The organism is Methylobacterium sp. E-065 (assembly GCF_022829605.1).
In the GTDB taxonomy this organism is placed as follows: Bacteria; Pseudomonadota; Alphaproteobacteria; order Rhizobiales; family Beijerinckiaceae; genus Methylobacterium.
The window spans coordinates 22,159-38,418 of record NZ_JAKSYD010000142.1 but is presented as its reverse complement, the minus strand read 5'-3'; the positions used below and the strand labels follow the sequence as shown (position 1 = coordinate 38,418).

Here is a 16,260-nt window from a genome sequence, read left to right as displayed (position 1 = left end):
TCGCCCTTCTTGGGATCGGTAACCGTCGTGGCCTGATCGAGGCTCGCCAGCCCCGCGCCCTTCAGGAAGCCTTGGACCGCCGCCTCGGGTGCGCCGACCCGCGGGCCCCGGCGCTCCTCGCGCACCGCCTCGCCCCGGGCGCCGCTCGACCGCCTCGGCCACAGTCGGGACGGCGACAGGTTGCGTATGTGTCAGCGTGCGCGCGGAGGCGCGGAACGTCGTCGTACCGTCGATCGCCAGCACGCGGACGCCCGGCCGGTCCACCTGCGTCACGTCGGTGATCCCCGAAGCCGCGCTGGCGATATATGTGCTCTCTAGGTTGTAGTAACCCGGGCCGAAATCGAGCACCTGCCGCCGGGTTGCGTCGACCGGCATGAAGCTCACGTCGATGGCGGTCGACTGAAGCGCCGCAGCTGCGGCGCCCGAGTTCGGGAACAGGGTGACGGCGAGCGGCAACCCAATCGTCCGCGCCAGGTCGGCAGCCAAATCCGCCGTGACGCCCTCGGGCTTCCCATCGGCGGCGCGCCTGACGAAGATGAGGCCGGGGGAGGGGGCTTCGATCAGGCCAACCCGCAGTATGCCGGTCGGGGCGAGCTCGGCCTTTAGGGCCGCGTCCTGGGCTTCGCTGGACAGAGTCATGCTGGGGAGGAGGGTAACTGCGGAGAGAAGCGAACGGACGCGCAGTTCGAGCCGCCTGCTTTCGCAACCTTCGCTCACCCGCCGGGCAACGGCTGCTAAGTCATTGAGAAGATTGGCGCACCCGACACGATTCGAACGTGTGACCTTTGCCTTCGGAGTGTACGGCGGACAGTTTTACTGGCCGCCGCGGGCGTTCGAGAATAATGCGTTCGACCGCGACAGTCGTTAGCAAGGTGTTGTTCCGCAACGGAAACGGCGCTCACCGCCGTTTCAATGCCCGGAACCTTCCACTTGGCCGTCGTCGGACGATGCGTCCGCCGCTTGGCACACCTCTGGCACACCTACCGCGAAGCACACGAATTCCATGCCTTCCCCCCGCACCTCCGCACGTGCTCATCAGCGCGATCAGCGGCGCGACACCTTCGAGAGATACGGCCGCCTCGACATCGGACACGGCGTCGCGCTCTATCGGCATTCCCGTTCGAAGTTCATCTACGCCGATTACCGGATCGGTGGTGAGCGCGTGCGGCAATCGACCGAGAACACCGACCTCGCTCTAGCGGAGACGTTCGCGCATCGCCGCCGCAAAGCGCTTGAAACCCGCGCCACCGCCGGACAGCCCATTTCGTCGCCTAGGCCCAGCGTCGGCGACATCCTGGAACGCTACATCGAGGACCTCATCCGCCGCTTCGACGGCGGGGAGGGGAGTCTTGGGCCGGAAATCTCGGTCATGCGTCGCAACTTCCTGCCGTACTGGCAGCCGGTGCCGGTGGCGAATCTCGGCCGACAGCAGTTCTATGCCTGGGAACGCTGGCGCCTGGAGCAGAACGGGGAGGGGGCTGCCGTGGCGCCTTATCGGCGAGAAAGCCGGACGGTGTCCGTCGGACGCCGCCTTAAGCCACCGTCTGCCGCGACTCTGAAGCGCGAGAAGCAGTACTTCGTGAAGGCTCTGGCGTGGGCCAGCGATCAGCTCACACCCCTCGTCAGCGACGAGGTCGTCCACGAGCTACGCCACCTGCCACGTCCGCGCGAAACGAAGAAGCAGCGGACCTCGGAGGACCGGCGCGATGCCTTCAAGCGCGAGCAGGTTGCAGCTCTTCTAGCGGAGTTCGACCGCATCGACGAGGTCGAACGCGAGCGCGTCCGGAAGCTAGGACAAAGAGGTCGGCGCAAGAACTACGATCGGCGCCTGATGGCGCTCCACGTCCGGTTGTTGCTGTGCTCAGGCATGCGCCCCGGCGCTGAGATTCTTGAACTGACCTGGGATCGCATTCGCCAAGCCCGCAACAAACATGGCGAGCTGATCGTCGTGATCGACCCTTGCGGGAACGGCAAGACCGGCGCGCGGACCGTGAACTGCGACCCTGAAGCGCTCGACGTCCTATCGGACTTGCGTCTGCTCTTAAGCGAGTTCGGCTATGCGACTACGGGGTGTGCGCCTCTCTGGCCGTCGCGCCGGGGCGGTATCGTGCGGGATATGGGCACGAGCTTCAAATCGACGCTCCGGCGGTTGGGGTTTCAGACGAAGTCATCCAGCGAAGCTCTCTACGTCTGTCGCCACACCTATTTGACTGAGCGATTGCTGCGGGGGATCACTTCGGACATCCTCGCAGTCAATTGCGGCACCTCGGTCGAGATGATCGGCCGCCACTACAATCACCTTCGGGGCGAGGACATTCGCGACGCGCTTCGACCCATCGATGCACGAGATCCGCTGGCCCCCAAGATTGGCCCATTGCCACGAGCGCTCGCTGCAAAGATTGATCTAGCTCCGAATGGGCAGGCGCTCGTCCTTCGCTGAGAGCTTGGGGAGCTGAGGTTTGCTCGACTACACAGCGGCGATCGCTGCATCCGCTGTGCAGTCGACAGGAAATCGCATAAGCGGCAATGCCGTCGATACCAGACTAGAATATTAAAACCAGGAACCGCCGCGCTCGACCCAAGAGACAAGCATGCGAGGGGTCACCGACCGAAGCAGGCCTTACCAATACTGATCTGCGTCCGGGGCGGGCCGATCGCATCGACGGCATTAACTAACGTTTATAGCAACACGCTACCACCGCAGACGAAAGTGGATCGCATCTGCCTCGGTCGCGAACTCCATCTCAACTCCACCTGTGACCGCCTTAATGTCCAACAGATTTACTTCATTCGCAACACACCATTCCCGAACTTCCGAGGATAGCGCATCTCTCCTAGGGCTAACCCGGAGTGTTTTGGGCCCAACAACCTTTACCTTTACCTTGACCTTATCACCATTTTTACCTCCGTGACGAGCGAGCGCGAAACTTAAGAAGTCATGCGTATCGAATTCTACGACACGGCGATTGCTGATCGTCTCAAGAGCACGGACGACTAGAGCCCGCCCTGAGTCTGACAGGACAAACGCCTCAGATCGCCTCGCACCTGGACCACGGTCGCTTTCCACCAGTGGAGCTTCCGCGTCGTCTGACGTGACAGAAAGGTTACACATGAGGCGACTAGCCCCGGAAGGTGAAAGATTGAGACGCTCGGCATAATCACCAACGGTTGGTAGGCGTTCGCCTTGGCATGTGTCCATCGTCTCCAAGGCTGTGATCAAGGTCGCTTGGACCTGAGCGACGGAGATCCGTGGAGCGTGCTCTCGGAACGATTGAAGGACGGCGACCAGCCCTTCTAACAACCGCCGAACTTCCTTTTGATCCAACTCGTTCGCGCTCAAATCACTTGCCTCTCGAAAACGCGGCAAATGTACCACCCGCTTGACCACCACGCCATTCGTATGCGACATCGCACATAAAACGCGAGTACGCACATATGGCGATCAGTTCGAAACAGGCCAAGCGCATTCGAGATCTCCTGGCTCATGTCATGGATGACACCCCGAACGCTCTGGAGATGTTGCGCAGCTTCATGAGGGACGAGGGCATCCACGTTGACGATATCGGCATCAGCATCGTGGGCTTTTCGGGCGGTGTGGGCGGTACGGGAGATGTGGGCGGTACAGGAGATGTGGGTGATGCGGGCGATGTGGGCGATTCGAAAGGCGAAGGGAATGCTACTGAGCCCGATGAGCCACAAGAGCCGGAAGCGGTCGTGCTGGACGGCGAAGGCTACATCCGCGAATGGCTGCTCCGCGCGGGCGTTCGCTGCGCCTACGATCACACACTTTCCTGGGGTCATAATACGATCGACAGCAACGACCCGCTATCACGTGTTGGGCTGCAACCTTTGACACTGCGCAAGGTTAGGCGAACGCTTTCGGTCAAGGCTGACCGCGACGGGGTCAAGCTTCCGATCCGGCTGATCAACGCAGTGCTTGCCGACTGGATGGACGAACAGCGCACGGCCTACGTTCGCGACGTTTTCAGCCGGATCGCGACGGTCGGACGCAAACCGTCATCGTCCGAAGAAACAGCCGGACGGGCGGCGATGGAGCGACTGTGCGAACTCCGCCTCGGCGAAGATCCTAAATATGCCGCAGCACTGATCTTGACTATCATTCACCAAATCAAGCGAAAGATCCAGGGTCTTCACGTCGATCACCCGCTCGTCTTGACGATTCACAGTCAGGGAGGCGGATCTGGGAAATCTAAATTTAGCGAGGCGCTAATGTCCGCTCTTGGAGCATTGGCCGCCAGCAGCTCTCTCGACGATCTACTCGACGGACGCAGCGCTGGGATCTGGTCGATGTACGCGATATATTTGGACGACGTGGATGAGAGCGCGGCCAAATCAAAGGGACAGTTTCGGCGACGGATCTCGCAAGAGAGATGGGTTTCACGCGTACTTGGCTCGGGCAATTTCGAGCCCATACACAACAACGCGACGATGATTATCTCGACCCATCACCGCATCTTCGAGATCATGCCCGACACCTTCTCGATGCGCCGGTTCGGAGAACTACACGCCCGCGAAACAGCCCCCGACGCTGAAGCGATTCGGGCCGTCGATTGTGCGGACTGGCATGCGATCTGGCAGTCCGTTGATCATGAAGGACCGCGCCCAATCGACAAGTTCGGGTTCAGCGCTACTCTGCGCACCCGCCAAGAGGAAGCGCGGGTAAGAGGTCCTGTCGAACAGTGGATGTTACAGATCACGGAGGATGACCCCAGCTTATCCCGCCGCATCGGGCCGACCGGGTGGATCAGAGGCGGAGATATATACGAGTACAGCTACAAGCCCTACGCGGATTTATTTCTCGGGGCGGAGGGTCGCCTATCGCTATCCAAATTTGGCCGAGATCTCAAAAAACTGATCACCACTTTGGGCGTGCGCTCACGGCTGGAGGTCCGCAACGGTCGGGATACGACAGAGTACAGGATCCGGCACGTATCATCCGAACGGCCCAGAACGCCCACATCACCCACACCACCCACGCCCGATACCGCTCCCTCGCGGCCGAAAGGAATATGGCAGTAATCGACCCAGTGAAGCGGGATCATGGGACCTCTCTGATGGGTCAATATGATTCTTCCAGGGATCCGAGTTCGGAATGCCGTCGCGCCCACGTCACGAGCCCCGGGCAGCGACTCCGCTTGCCTCGTTCCGCTTGCCTCGTGTAGCGCAACGGGCACATGTCGAACTTGCTGTTCCAGCGCCGGCAGCTCACTACATCGAGTGCCAACCCAAGCCGCAGTATCACCAAGTTGTCCTCGCTCAAGAAGATGAACGCATCGCTCATGGAAGAAACGGCTCGCGACGGGAAATGATCGCGGTGACGTTCTCACGCCCACAAGGTGGCCGAGGACGTCGGTCGCGGTGTCGTTGCTTAGGACGCCGCGATCAGCTTCTCGCACAACGCGCTCGGTAGCGACGCTAGCCACGCCTCCTCGCCACCCGGCTGCGGCAGGATGTTGCCGAACTCCGCCACGCCCTCAGCAGGAATGTCCGAGACATAGACCCACACGCTCTCCGTTGAGATACCGAGGATCTGGCCCGTCTCTGCCATGATCCGTTGCAGGATCGCAGCCTTCTGCTCGCGTGTGCGCCCTGCTCGAATGTCGGCGCGTACCCAAACGTGATCGTCCGGCGCAGCCTCGCCTCCGATGAACATTGAGCCCTTCTCGACGGTATAGAAGACCACCTGTACGAAGTAGCGAGGCGCCGTCGCCTCGACCTGATGGATGGTCGTTACGCTCTCGACCAGCTTGCCGCGCTGCTCGGACGACAGGTGCCTCATCGTCGTAAAGGCGTAGGTGGGCATCATCGTGCTCCCGTTCTGGATGGAGCCACGGTGATGATAGTCTTGCGCGAGCGCAACTGATCAGATCGGCTACGATTCGATTTCGACCGAGCTGCGCGAGTTGGGCGCATCGGCCCCTGCTCGTGATCGACCGACGCGCGGGCTACTCTGACTGGCATGAGCGCATCGACCGTGACGCCGTTCGACCCCAGGCCTACCCGGGCGAAGCCTGACGACGATCCATACCTCTGGCTGGAAGAGATCGACGGGGTAGACGCCGTCGCCTGGGTCGACGCACGAACCGCCGAGACGCTGGCCCGATACGGCGACGCCGCCTTCATCCGTGGCCGCGACCTCGCGCGGGGTCTGCTTGACCGACCGGACCGCATCCCGTTCGTCAGCCGTCGCGGCGGATTGCTCTACAACTTCTGGCGGGACGACGAGCATCCCCGCGGTCTGTGGAGACGGACCGACGAGGCGACCTACCGCGCTGGGGATCCCGTTTGGGAGGTTCTGCTCGATCTCGACGCACTCGCGGCAAGAGAGAGCGAGGATTGGGTCTGGTCCGGATCGTCGCCCCTGCGGGACAGCTATGATCGCGCCCTGCTGCGCCTCAGCCGTGGCGGCGGCGACGCCGTCGTCCTGCGTGAGTTCGACCTGCCGACCCGCACGTTCGTCGCCGACGGCTTTACTCTGCCCGAGGCCAAGGGGGGCGCGGTGTGGCTCGACCACGATACGCTGCTGCTGTCGAGCGCACTCGGTGCCGGCATGGCCACGCATTCAGGCTACGCGCGCACCGTTCGCCTTTGGCGGCGCGGCGCCGATCTCTTGGACGCCCCAGTGCTGTTCGAGACCGCCGGGAGCAGCATGAGCGTTTGGGGCGCTGCGGATCATCAGACTGGGATGGAGCGGCTGACGTTCACCGAGCAGCTCGGGTTCTTCGACGCGTCCTTGCACATCGGCGATCGCGGGGGCGCACGCATGCGCCTTGATCTGCCCACCCACGCGGGCGTGCAACTGCATCGCGACCACCTCTCCATCCGGCTGCGGAGACCGTGGAACGTGGACGGTGTCGAGCACGTGGCCGATACCGTCCTGACGATCGCGCTGACCGATTTCCTCGCGGGGAAGCGGGCGTTCGAAGTCCTGTGGCTGCCCGGGGAGCGGTTGGCGCTCCAAGGGGTCTTCTGGTCCGCCGGGCGGCTGATCGTCAGCGCACTGGACGATCTGAAACCGGTCTACACGGTCTACGAGCTGGGGCCGGAAGGCTGGATGCAACGACCGTTGCCGGGTCTGCCCGTGATCGGCAACATCAACGTATGGCCCCTCGATGATCATGCCGAGACCGCGGACGGCAGCCTGCTCGCCACCGTGCAGGATCCAGTCACCCCCACGACGCTGCTGATCTTCTCCCCCGCCCTCGACGCTCCGGCAGTACTGCGTCGCATGCCCCCGGCCTTCGACGCGCAGGGCCTGCGCGTGACGCGCCACGAGGCGGTCTCGGCCGACGGAACGCGCGTGCCCTACGTCCAGACTGGACCGGACGTGACGAATGGCGACGCCCCCGTCCACCTCACCGCCTACGGCGGCTTCCGGGTCTCTATGCTGCCTGTCTATCGGGGTGTGCTGGGCAAGCTGTGGCTGGAGCGCGGTGGGACCGCTGTGACCGCCAACATCCGCGGCGGTGGCGAGTTCGGCACCGACTGGCATGAGGCTGGTCGTCGCGAGGGCAAGGCGCGCGCGCACGAGGATTTCGCTGCCGTCGCCGCCGATCTCGTGGCGCGCGGCGTGACCCGGCCGAGTCGGATCGCGGCGGAGGGCGGCTCGAACGGCGGGCTGCTGATCGCCAACATGCTGACGCGCTTTCCCGAACGGTTCGGGGCGCTGTTTTGTACGATCCCGCTGATCGACATGCGCCGGTACAGTAAGCTTCTGGCGGGGGCGAGCTGGGTCGCGGAGTACGGCGATCCGGACGATCCGGCGGACTGGGCCCACCTGGGCGGTATCTCTGCCTACCACGTTGCGGTGGCGGGGCGCCCCTATCCGCCGATCCTGCTGGCTACGAGCCGCCGCGACGATCGGGTCCATCCCGGTCACGCGCGCAAGATGGCGGCGAAGCTACGCGCCTTGGGATATGCGGTGTCGTTCTATGAGCCCGCGGCCGGCGGGCACGGCTATGGCAAGGACAACGCCGAGACGGCTGCGTTCATGGCGCTGGGCTTGAACTTCTTGCGCCGCTCGATCGGTTGGTCAGCACCAGAGGTGTTGGAAGTCTGAGCGACAAGCCGCTACTCGTGCAGCCCTTCCTGGAGAGGACGCATGTTCACCCACATCATGATCGGCAGCAACGACCTGAAGCGGGCCAGGGACTTCTACGACGCCACGTTCGCCGCGTTGGGCGGCAAGCCCGGCGAAATGGATGCCAAAGGTAGGCTGATCTACACTCACGAGGGCAGTCGGTTGATGATCACGACGCCGATCGACGGTAAGCCAGCGACCGCGGCTAACGGTGGCACGATCGGTCTTTCCGCTGTGAACCGCGACCATGTTCTCGCGTGGCACGAAGCTGGTACGACACATGGCGGCACCGCCATCGACAGTCCGCCCACCGAGCGCCCCAACGGAGCGTTCGTCGCCTATCTTCGCGATCCGGACGGAAACAAGCTCACCGCACGCACGCCGCCGCCGAAGTGACCAGATCGGCGCCGGTTGCCGCCGACCTCGGCAGCCTCCGCGCGCCGACGTATGACGCGGACCACAAGCCCAGGATGCCTCTGCCGGTCAACTTGATAGTACCCGCGCATCAGGGGAAGGAAGCGGTCGTGTGACAATTCCTGACCCGAGCGTCAGCTTAAGTCGTTTGCCAGTCGCGTGAGCGACCCTCATCCTGTGAGCGGAATCTCACGGGAGGCTCATGAGCCCGTTCGTCCTCACCTGCGTGATGTGCGCAGCGATCCTGCATGCCGGATGGAACGCGGTACTGCGCGGCGTTGGCGATCGGCTTTGGTCCATGACGCTGATGATGATCGCGGTCACGTGCGTCACCGCGGTCGCTGCGGTGTTCGTCCCATGGCCTGACGTGGCAAGCTGGCCCTACGTGATCACCTCGGCCATCATTCACACGGGCTACAACCTCTCGCTGGTGCGGACCTACCGCGTCGGTGACCTCGGCCAGACATACCCAATCTCGCGCGGGTCCTCGCCCGTTCTGGTCGCCTTGGGGGCGATGATCTTCGCCCATGAGGCCATCAACATGGTCTCCGCCCTCGGCATCGTGCTGGTCTCCACCGGGATCATATCGCTGGCTTTCCAGGGCAAGGGCCTTCGGGCCGACTTCCTCCCCGCTGCCCTAACCACGGGCATCCTGATCGGCGCCTACACCGTTGTGGACGGCATCGGAGTCAGGTTGGCCGGGAGCAGCGTGGCCTACACCAACAGCATGTTTCTGCTTTGGAGCATCACGATGCCCCCGATCTTCTTCGCGATGCGCGAAAAACCACCGGCCTACACCGGGGTGCAGACCGGGATGGCGTTGATCGGCGGCCTCGTCTCGCTTCTCGCCTACGGCATCGTGATCTGGGCCATGCAGCACGATGCGATGGGCGTGGTCTCAGCGCTGCGCGAGACCAGCGTGGTCTACGCAGCCCTCATCGGGCGCGTCTTCCTCAGGGAGACCCTGACCGCACGTCGGATCGCGTCCTGCATGGCCATCGCTCTCGGCGCGGCGTGCCTTGCTTGGTAAGGCCCGATTTTCTCGGAGGGCTTACGGACAGATCGTGTTCACCCCTATCCGCCGCCGATCCAGGAGCGCTATGCTCATCCAATGAGCAGGCTTGTCGAGCACATCCTCATCGTTGCACTAACGCTGACCCCGCTACGGGCGCAGGCGCAATCTCCGCCCAACCTCACCGCTTTGACCGGACTCGCTCCGGTTGCCGCACTGCCCAACTCGCCCGAAGGCAAAGCGGCCTTGGACGCGAACCTCAAGGTGACGGGCGACATTCAGAGCGGCGTTCTCCAGCAGCCCCTCCTCATGTCGTTCCCGGAGCAGCAGAAACTTGCGCTCCGAGACTGCTTCATCACGGACGGCAATGCCACCCAACTCGCTGATGGCCTCGGATCAAAACTCGGGGCTGCCTACCAGGAGATGGCGCAGTACAAAGACCCCAAGACCTTCACGAGTATATCCCGATCGATCGCTGACTTCATCGGATATACGAACAACATCGCCAAATCCGATTCGAACGCGGGCAAATATTTTTTCGCCAACGCGACGACGAACGGCAAGACTCCGGTGTCTGAGGCGGCGACTGCGATCCTCACTGCCAACGCGGGCATCACCGATGTATTCGGCAAGACCTATGGCCGTACGGCTGGTAGCCAGGGAGCCGACAGCTATGGCAATTCCCGCCCGTTTCAGACCGAACCGCGACTCATCGCATTCCGCGGCGAGGACTATTTCGGTCGCCCCTCACACAGTCTCGATTGGCTCCGCGGGCCCAACCAGAACCTGTTCGACAGTCCCTCGTATCCGAGCGGTCACACCACCTACGGCTACACCGAGGCGGTGGTACTCGCCATCCTTGTGCCCGACCGCTACCAACAAATGATCGCTCGGGCCGCCGAGTACGGGAACGACCGCATCGTCGTCGGCGCGCACTACGCGATGGACGTGCTCGGGGGCCGGGCCACGGCGCTGCACGCTGTCGCTCATCTGCTCGCCAACGATCCAGCCTATGTGGGGCAGACCCGTAAAAACCCTGCTGTCCTGAACGAGATGAGCCACGGAGCGGACAAGGAGGTCGTCATTACCGACTATCCCGCGGCTCTCAAGGCGGCACGGGCCGATCTCGACGCCTTCCTCAGCGGCGCCTGCGGCGACACCGTCTCAGCCTGCGCCGCAGCCGACAGCGGACGCTTCAAGGACCCAGCGGCCAACGAAGCCCTTTACAACGCGACCCAGACTTACGGGCTGCCGGTCGTGCATCGGAGCACAGCCGACATGAAGGAGGATGTCGGCAAGCTCGCGCCGGAGGCCGGTCATCTTCTGACCGCAGCATTTCCCTCGATCACGCTTACTGAAGCAAACGCGATCCTGACCGAGACTGAAGGACCCGGCGGCAGCTTTTTGAACAATGGCTCAAGCTTCGGTGTGTATGCGCGTCTCAACCTCTACGCAGCCGCTGGTCGCGCAGCGGTACTCGCCGCCAGTAGGGTGAAGACCGAGACAAACGACCGATCGCAGATACAACACGAGCGGTAATTTTGAGATCATCGCCCGGCTGGTGCTGGTCGCCAAGGGGGGGCTCTTGCCTCCTCGAAAGCCGCAATCTCACAGGTGGCAGTGTTTGATCATCGTCGACGCCAGTGACCTACGATGATGTCAGGGTGGAAGCCGCGGTCGTGGATATCGGAGAAGTAGCGCGGCACAAGGCAGATCCGGGTTGCCAGCGGGTCGTTCCGTAACACCTGCGTGCAGCCCAGTGGTTCAGTTTCTAAAGGAGCGGTGGCAGCAGGAGCGATCCCAGGGGCCTGTAGGGGGGTTGGAGATGCTGCGGCCTCGATCTGGGCCGGTTCGGTCGTCCTAGGACGGGTAAACCGGAGTGTTCGCCATGGGGACCGCAGCTTCAACCGACATACCTTCCAGATCGACCATCGTGAGCGTCTGGCCGTCCGGCCCCGTGATTGTCAGCTCGACCCAATCTCGCTGCTGGAGGTCCCGGTACTTGCGCACCGCCCACTCCGGGGAGGGGCAGTTGTAGGTGACGTTGCCGCGCTTTGCGACGCCACGGACGATGTACAGGGGGGCCCGTTCCATCACACGTCGATCCCGGCGGCACCAAGGAGAGTGCGCTGTTTCAAGATGCCAACACGCTGGGTCCGGATTGTGCTTTCGAGCTCCGAAACAGCAGGGTCGCCTCCCTCACGCATCATGGCCGTGGCGTCGGACAGGGCTGCGATGACGCATTCGTCCAGCAAGATGCTCAAGGCGATCCTGTTCTGGAGGACTAAGGCTCCAGCGTCAGAGAGTGGGGTCGGCTGTCCCATGCGGCAGTAACAATTTGAGCCGTTTATGGTTCGAGGAAATCGGAGATTCGCCAGGATCCAGCCTGCGGATCCTACTTTGAGCCCTTGGTATGGTCGCAAAAGGCGCTGACTGTTTCGACACGTTTACCGCCCGGAAGCAGACCGGTATCGGTCACTAACGCTGAATTCGTTCTACCCCATAAGCAGACTTAGGTTACGTCGTGGCTGTCAATTGCAGAAATTTATTCCAAAATGTCGATGGAAAATATCAAATTATCGATCAGGTCTCCATGATCTCGCTGCGCGGGGCAGATCATCTAAGATTATGCGGATCCGCTCGGCAGTTGACTAACGCATAGGCGGCGAAACTAAATCCGGCTCCGACAAAGATAGCGGCAGCATCGAATGCTACGAACGCCGCAACGCCGTCGTGCATGCTCGCGATGAGATGATGCCCGGCAGTGATGCAGTCCACGGCTGGAATTGCAAAAAATGCGGCGGCGACCAGTGCCAGCCCGACAATCCAGGCCCGGCGTGGGGCGACGAGCAAGCCTACGAGGGCCGTCAACAGCCATCCGGCGAAGAAGATCTGCACTTCGGCGTCGGAACGTCCGGGCGTTGCGAACGGAAACAGGCGATTGGCCAGAAAGTAGCACGCCACCGCGATCGGTAGCCCAGCCACGGTGCCGACGTTGAGCGCGTGGACGAGCCGGTGGCCCAACGGCATCGACGAGGAGGCAGTCTTCTTGGGTAGCCGTGCCACCGACCACAGCACGAGACCCGTCGCGACCATGGCGCAGCCTGACAAGCCCGAGAGGAAGAACAACGCTCGGAGCGCTGGGCCGGCAAAATGCGCCTCGTGCAAGCCGACCATCGTGGTGAAGGTCGCGGTCGCCGGCCCCAAATCCCCTGCGCGGATCTCGACGATCTTACCAGTGGGACCGTCGAAGGCTATCTGCGGATGCTGGTGAGATAGGCCATGCGGCTCCTCGAACACAGCCACGACAGTGGAGTTCGCGTCCCTCGGGTTGACGATCGTGAGCCGCTCCAGTGGCTGCGCGATCCTGCTGATGGCTGTTACGACCATCGAGCCGACGGGAGCGAGTTCGCCGGCTGAGCCTGTCGGCGGGCGCGGCGCGGTGATTTGGCCCGACTCGACGTAATACCGCTGCGTGTCACCCTGGTATGCCGCCTTCAGGCCCCACGGCATGTACATGACCGATAAGGTGATAAGCCCCGTGTAGGTGATCATCAGGTGGAACGGCAGTGCGAGAACACCCGTGACGTTGTGGGCGTCGAGCCAGCCGCGCTGATCGGCACGCCGCCGGAACGTGAAGAAGTCGACGAAGATGCGCCGGTGCGTGATGACGCCTGAGATCAGTGCCACCAGCAAGATCATCGCGCAGATACCGACGATCCAGCGCCCCCAAAGCGGTGAAAGGCTCAATTCGAAGTGAAAGCGGTAGAGGAAGTCTCCACCCCGCGTGTCCCGCACCGCAGCCAGCGCACCGGTGTCTGGATCGAGCAGGATGTGGCCCGGAGGACGGCCGGGACCTGTTCGCCAGAACAGTTCCAGCACCGGCATCTCGGGCCGAGGTAGCGTGATAAACCACGTCCGCGCACCGCCTGCATGCGCTTGTAAATAAGCGACACCACGATCGGCCGCCGCCGCCAGATCCGTAGGGCCGAACGTCCGGCCGTACCGGAGTTCGGGCCGCATCCACTGCGAGATTTCGGTTCGGTAGTAGCTCGCCGTGCCGGTCACGAAGACGGCGAACAGGATCCAGCCTACAACGAGTCCGGACCAAGCGTGCAGCCACGCCATCGACTGCCGGAAGGTCTTGCCCATAGCGGGAACCTCACCAGCGATAGCGTAGGGTCGCGTAGACCGTGCGCGGCAGGCCGTAGTAGCAGCCTGAATAGGTGAAGCAGCCGGTGACGTAGCGCTCGTCGAGTAGGTTCTGCACGTTGAGCTGCGCCGTCAGTCCGGTCAGCCGCGGATCGAAGTGCTTCATGTCGTAGGAGACGACGGCGTCGACCAGCACGCTCTCCGGCACTTGGAAGGTGTTGGCTGGGTCGCCCCAGGACGGTCCGAGATAGCGCACGCCGCCGCCGAGACCGAGGCCGAACAGCGAGCCGTCGGTAAAGCGGTAGTCGACGAACAGCGAGGCGGTCGTGTCGGGAACCTGCACCGGTCGCAGGCCCTGGAGCGGCACCTGTCGGCGGGTCAGATCGTTCGCGGTGAAACCGGTGTCGCGGACGTTGCGGATGTCGAGGAGCGAGAATCCACCGATCAGGCTGAGCCCCTCGGCGATGGTCGCCCGCGCCTCGAACTCGACGCCTTGGACGCCGACCTCTCCGGTCTGCACGACAAAGCCGGGATTGTTTGGATCGGTGGTGGTCGCATTCGAGCGCCGGATGTCGAAGAAGGCGGTGGTCAGCAGGATGTCCGTGCCGGGGGGCTGGTACTTGATACCTGCTTCGTACTGGTTGCTGGAGATCGGGTCTGGAATGCGGCCGGCGGTTCCAAAGGACCGGTCGAAGATGCGCCCGGTGACGATCGGTTCGAACGCCTCGCTGTAGGACACATACGGGGCTACGCCGCTATCGAAGAGGTAGAGCAGGCTGGCGCGGCCCGTGAAGGCCTCGGCTGGCACGTCCTGGAGAGCCAAGCTGTTCGTTGGGGCAAAGGTGCGGGTCGGGCCAGTTTGACGGGCCGTGTCGTAGCGGCCGCCGAGCGTTAGGACGAAGCCGTCGACCTTCGCCTGATCCTGGAAGTACACGCCGGTCTGCTGCGCGTCGATCCTCGACGTCGATGTGAATGCCGGGAACTGGATTGGCAGGTCATGGTCGGGGGCAAGCGCGTTCAAGCTCGTCGTTGCCGGGAACGGTCCGGTGACCGACCGCGTGCTGAAAGTCCGGTGATCGACGCCGAGCAGCGCCGTGTGGGCGATCGGACCGGTGTCGAAGTCAGCGATGAAGTTGTTGTCCATCGTGTAGGCTTCGATGTCGACCTGGGTGCCGCCGACCGATCGGCCGATGAGTGGCCCGCTCGTGTATGGGCCGTTGACGTCGCCGAAGGTCGTGAACACGCTGCGGTAATCGCCCTCCGAGCGCAGGTAGCGGCCGGCCGAGTGGAAGCGTAGGTTCTCGGAAATACGGTGGTCGAACAGGTACTCGATGGAGGCTTGGGTGCGATCAGAGCGCTCGATGTTGCGATCGCCGTCGTAGAAGTTCACCGGCAGCCGGCCGAAGACGCCGCTGCCGAAGTTGCGTGGGAACACCGTGCCGACGGCCGGGAAGCCGCCGTAGAAGCCCGAGAACGGATCCCGCTGGTAGTTGGCAAGGATTGTGAGCGACGTGTCGGTGGAGGGCCGCCACGTGAGGCTCGGGTTGATGAAGGCGCGTTCGACCTTCGTGGTCACGGCTGGCCCATCGCCGTTCCAGCCGAGGCCGATGACCCGGTATGCGAACTGATCGGCAAGTCCCGGGATGTCGGACTCGATTGGCCCACCGACGTCGAAGCCACCGCGCACCTCGCTGAAGCCGCCGCCCTGGACGAAAATCTCGCCGTGGCGAACGAACTGCGGCACCTTCGAGACGAGATTGACGAGGCCACCTGGGCCAGACTGCCCGTAGAGGACCGAGGCTGGCCCCTTGATGATGTCGACCCGCTCCAGGCGGTAGGGATCGACGGTGGGGAAGGCGTCGCGGCTGGTTGGCAACGCCATATTGTCCAAGAATATCGGGGCGGAGAAGCCGCGGATGAAGAACTGCTCTAGGCGGGTCGAGCCCGCGCCGCCCCGCTGCTCGGTGGTGACGCTCGGGGTGTAGCGCAGCGCTTGATTGATTGTCAGCGCATTCTGATCCTCGATCTGCTGTCGCCCGATGACCGACACCGACTGCGCCGTCTCCAGGATGGGCGTGTCGGTCTTCGTGCCGACCGTGCTGCGACTTGCGACGTAACCCGGGACTGGGCCGGTCGGACCGCCGCGTCCATACAGATCGCCGTTCAAGGTGCGCCCGCTTGCTTCTCCCATTACGCTGAGTTCGGAAAGCTCGACATCGGAAACCGGTTGTTGCTGTGCGGCAGCGGCACTCATCCAGCACAATGTACAGGTCGTTGATAGCAAAGCGCCGAATTTATAACGCCCCCTATGAGGCTTGCTCCCGGACGTGAAGCCACCAAGCCCTAAATAACGCATTGTAACGACTCTAAAGTGTACGGATCGACCCATCGACGATCGAGTATTTCTTTTTAATCACGGATCCGTGATGAGTCTGTGCTCATTCTGACACAGCAAGAATGAACGTACATTGTCATTGATCTAATGAAAGCCAGATGCGATTGGTGTCGCCCAGAAACCGTCCGCGTATCGGCACAACAGACGAATGCATCAGATGAGTCACGGATTAGAAACAAGTTTGAT

At 62.7% G+C, this 16,260-nt stretch carries 11 protein-coding genes and 1 pseudogene; 6 read left to right on the top strand and 6 right to left on the bottom strand.

Annotated elements, in window-relative coordinates; all coding sequences use genetic code 11:
* Positions 1-291: 291 nt before the first annotated feature.
* Positions 292-639 (bottom strand): annotated as a pseudogene (locus tag MKK84_RS19210) (transporter substrate-binding domain-containing protein); the annotation flags it as partial.
* Between the two features lie 364 nt (positions 640-1,003).
* On the opposite strand from MKK84_RS19210, the gene MKK84_RS19205 reads away from it, so the two are divergent.
* The gene (locus MKK84_RS19205) at positions 1,004-2,440 is read left to right on the top strand and encodes a hypothetical protein (protein WP_243922518.1); all 1,437 of its coding nucleotides are present in this window, start codon (positions 1,004-1,006) and stop codon (positions 2,438-2,440) included.
* 995 nt (positions 2,441-3,435) lie between these two features.
* Positions 3,436-5,040, top strand: a complete 1,605-nt coding sequence (locus MKK84_RS19200; RefSeq protein ID WP_243922516.1) for a hypothetical protein — start codon at positions 3,436-3,438, stop codon at positions 5,038-5,040.
* A gap of 349 nt (positions 5,041-5,389) precedes the next feature.
* Here MKK84_RS19200 and MKK84_RS19195 read toward each other — a convergent pair whose 3' ends face one another.
* Positions 5,390-5,827, bottom strand: a complete 438-nt coding sequence (locus MKK84_RS19195) for a tautomerase family protein (RefSeq protein WP_243922515.1) — start codon at positions 5,825-5,827, stop codon at positions 5,390-5,392.
* A gap of 153 nt (positions 5,828-5,980) precedes the next feature.
* Between MKK84_RS19195 and MKK84_RS19190 the strand changes: the two genes are divergently transcribed.
* The 4 genes from MKK84_RS19190 to MKK84_RS19175 all read left to right on the top strand — a co-directional run bounded on the left by MKK84_RS19190 (position 5,981) and on the right by MKK84_RS19175 (position 11,066).
* Positions 5,981-8,080, top strand: coding sequence for a prolyl oligopeptidase family serine peptidase (locus MKK84_RS19190; protein ID WP_243922513.1), 2,100 nt, complete (start codon positions 5,981-5,983; stop codon positions 8,078-8,080).
* Positions 8,081-8,122: 42 nt separating this feature from the next.
* Positions 8,123-8,497 (top strand): VOC family protein, encoded by a 375-nt coding sequence (locus MKK84_RS19185; protein WP_243922511.1) that lies wholly within the window; start codon positions 8,123-8,125, stop codon positions 8,495-8,497.
* 220 nt (positions 8,498-8,717) lie between these two features.
* Positions 8,718-9,545 carry an EamA family transporter gene (locus MKK84_RS19180; RefSeq protein WP_243922509.1) on the top strand — a complete coding sequence of 276 codons (828 nt, stop codon included), beginning with the start codon at positions 8,718-8,720 and terminating at the stop codon, positions 9,543-9,545.
* An 81-nt stretch (positions 9,546-9,626) separates the two neighbouring features.
* On the top strand, positions 9,627-11,066 hold the full coding sequence (locus MKK84_RS19175) for a phosphatase PAP2 family protein (RefSeq protein ID WP_243922507.1): 1,440 nt from the start codon (positions 9,627-9,629) through the stop codon (positions 11,064-11,066).
* A gap of 321 nt (positions 11,067-11,387) precedes the next feature.
* Here the strand turns inward: MKK84_RS19175 and MKK84_RS19170 are convergent, their stop codons facing one another.
* The 4 genes from MKK84_RS19170 to MKK84_RS19155 form a co-directional block, all read right to left on the bottom strand.
* Positions 11,388-11,621, bottom strand: coding sequence for a hypothetical protein (locus MKK84_RS19170; RefSeq protein WP_243922505.1), 234 nt, complete (start codon positions 11,619-11,621; stop codon positions 11,388-11,390).
* Positions 11,621-11,791, bottom strand: a complete 171-nt coding sequence (locus tag MKK84_RS19165; protein WP_243922503.1) for a hypothetical protein — start codon at positions 11,789-11,791, stop codon at positions 11,621-11,623. Before MKK84_RS19165 ends, MKK84_RS19170 begins: the two co-directional genes overlap by 1 nt.
* Positions 11,792-12,143: 352 nt before the next feature.
* On the bottom strand, positions 12,144-13,679 hold the full coding sequence (locus MKK84_RS19160) for a PepSY-associated TM helix domain-containing protein (protein WP_243922501.1): 1,536 nt from the start codon (positions 13,677-13,679) through the stop codon (positions 12,144-12,146).
* 10 nt (positions 13,680-13,689) lie between these two features.
* Positions 13,690-15,933 (bottom strand): TonB-dependent siderophore receptor, encoded by a 2,244-nt coding sequence (locus MKK84_RS19155; protein ID WP_243922499.1) that lies wholly within the window; start codon positions 15,931-15,933, stop codon positions 13,690-13,692.
* Between the last annotated feature and the right edge of the window lie 327 nt (positions 15,934-16,260).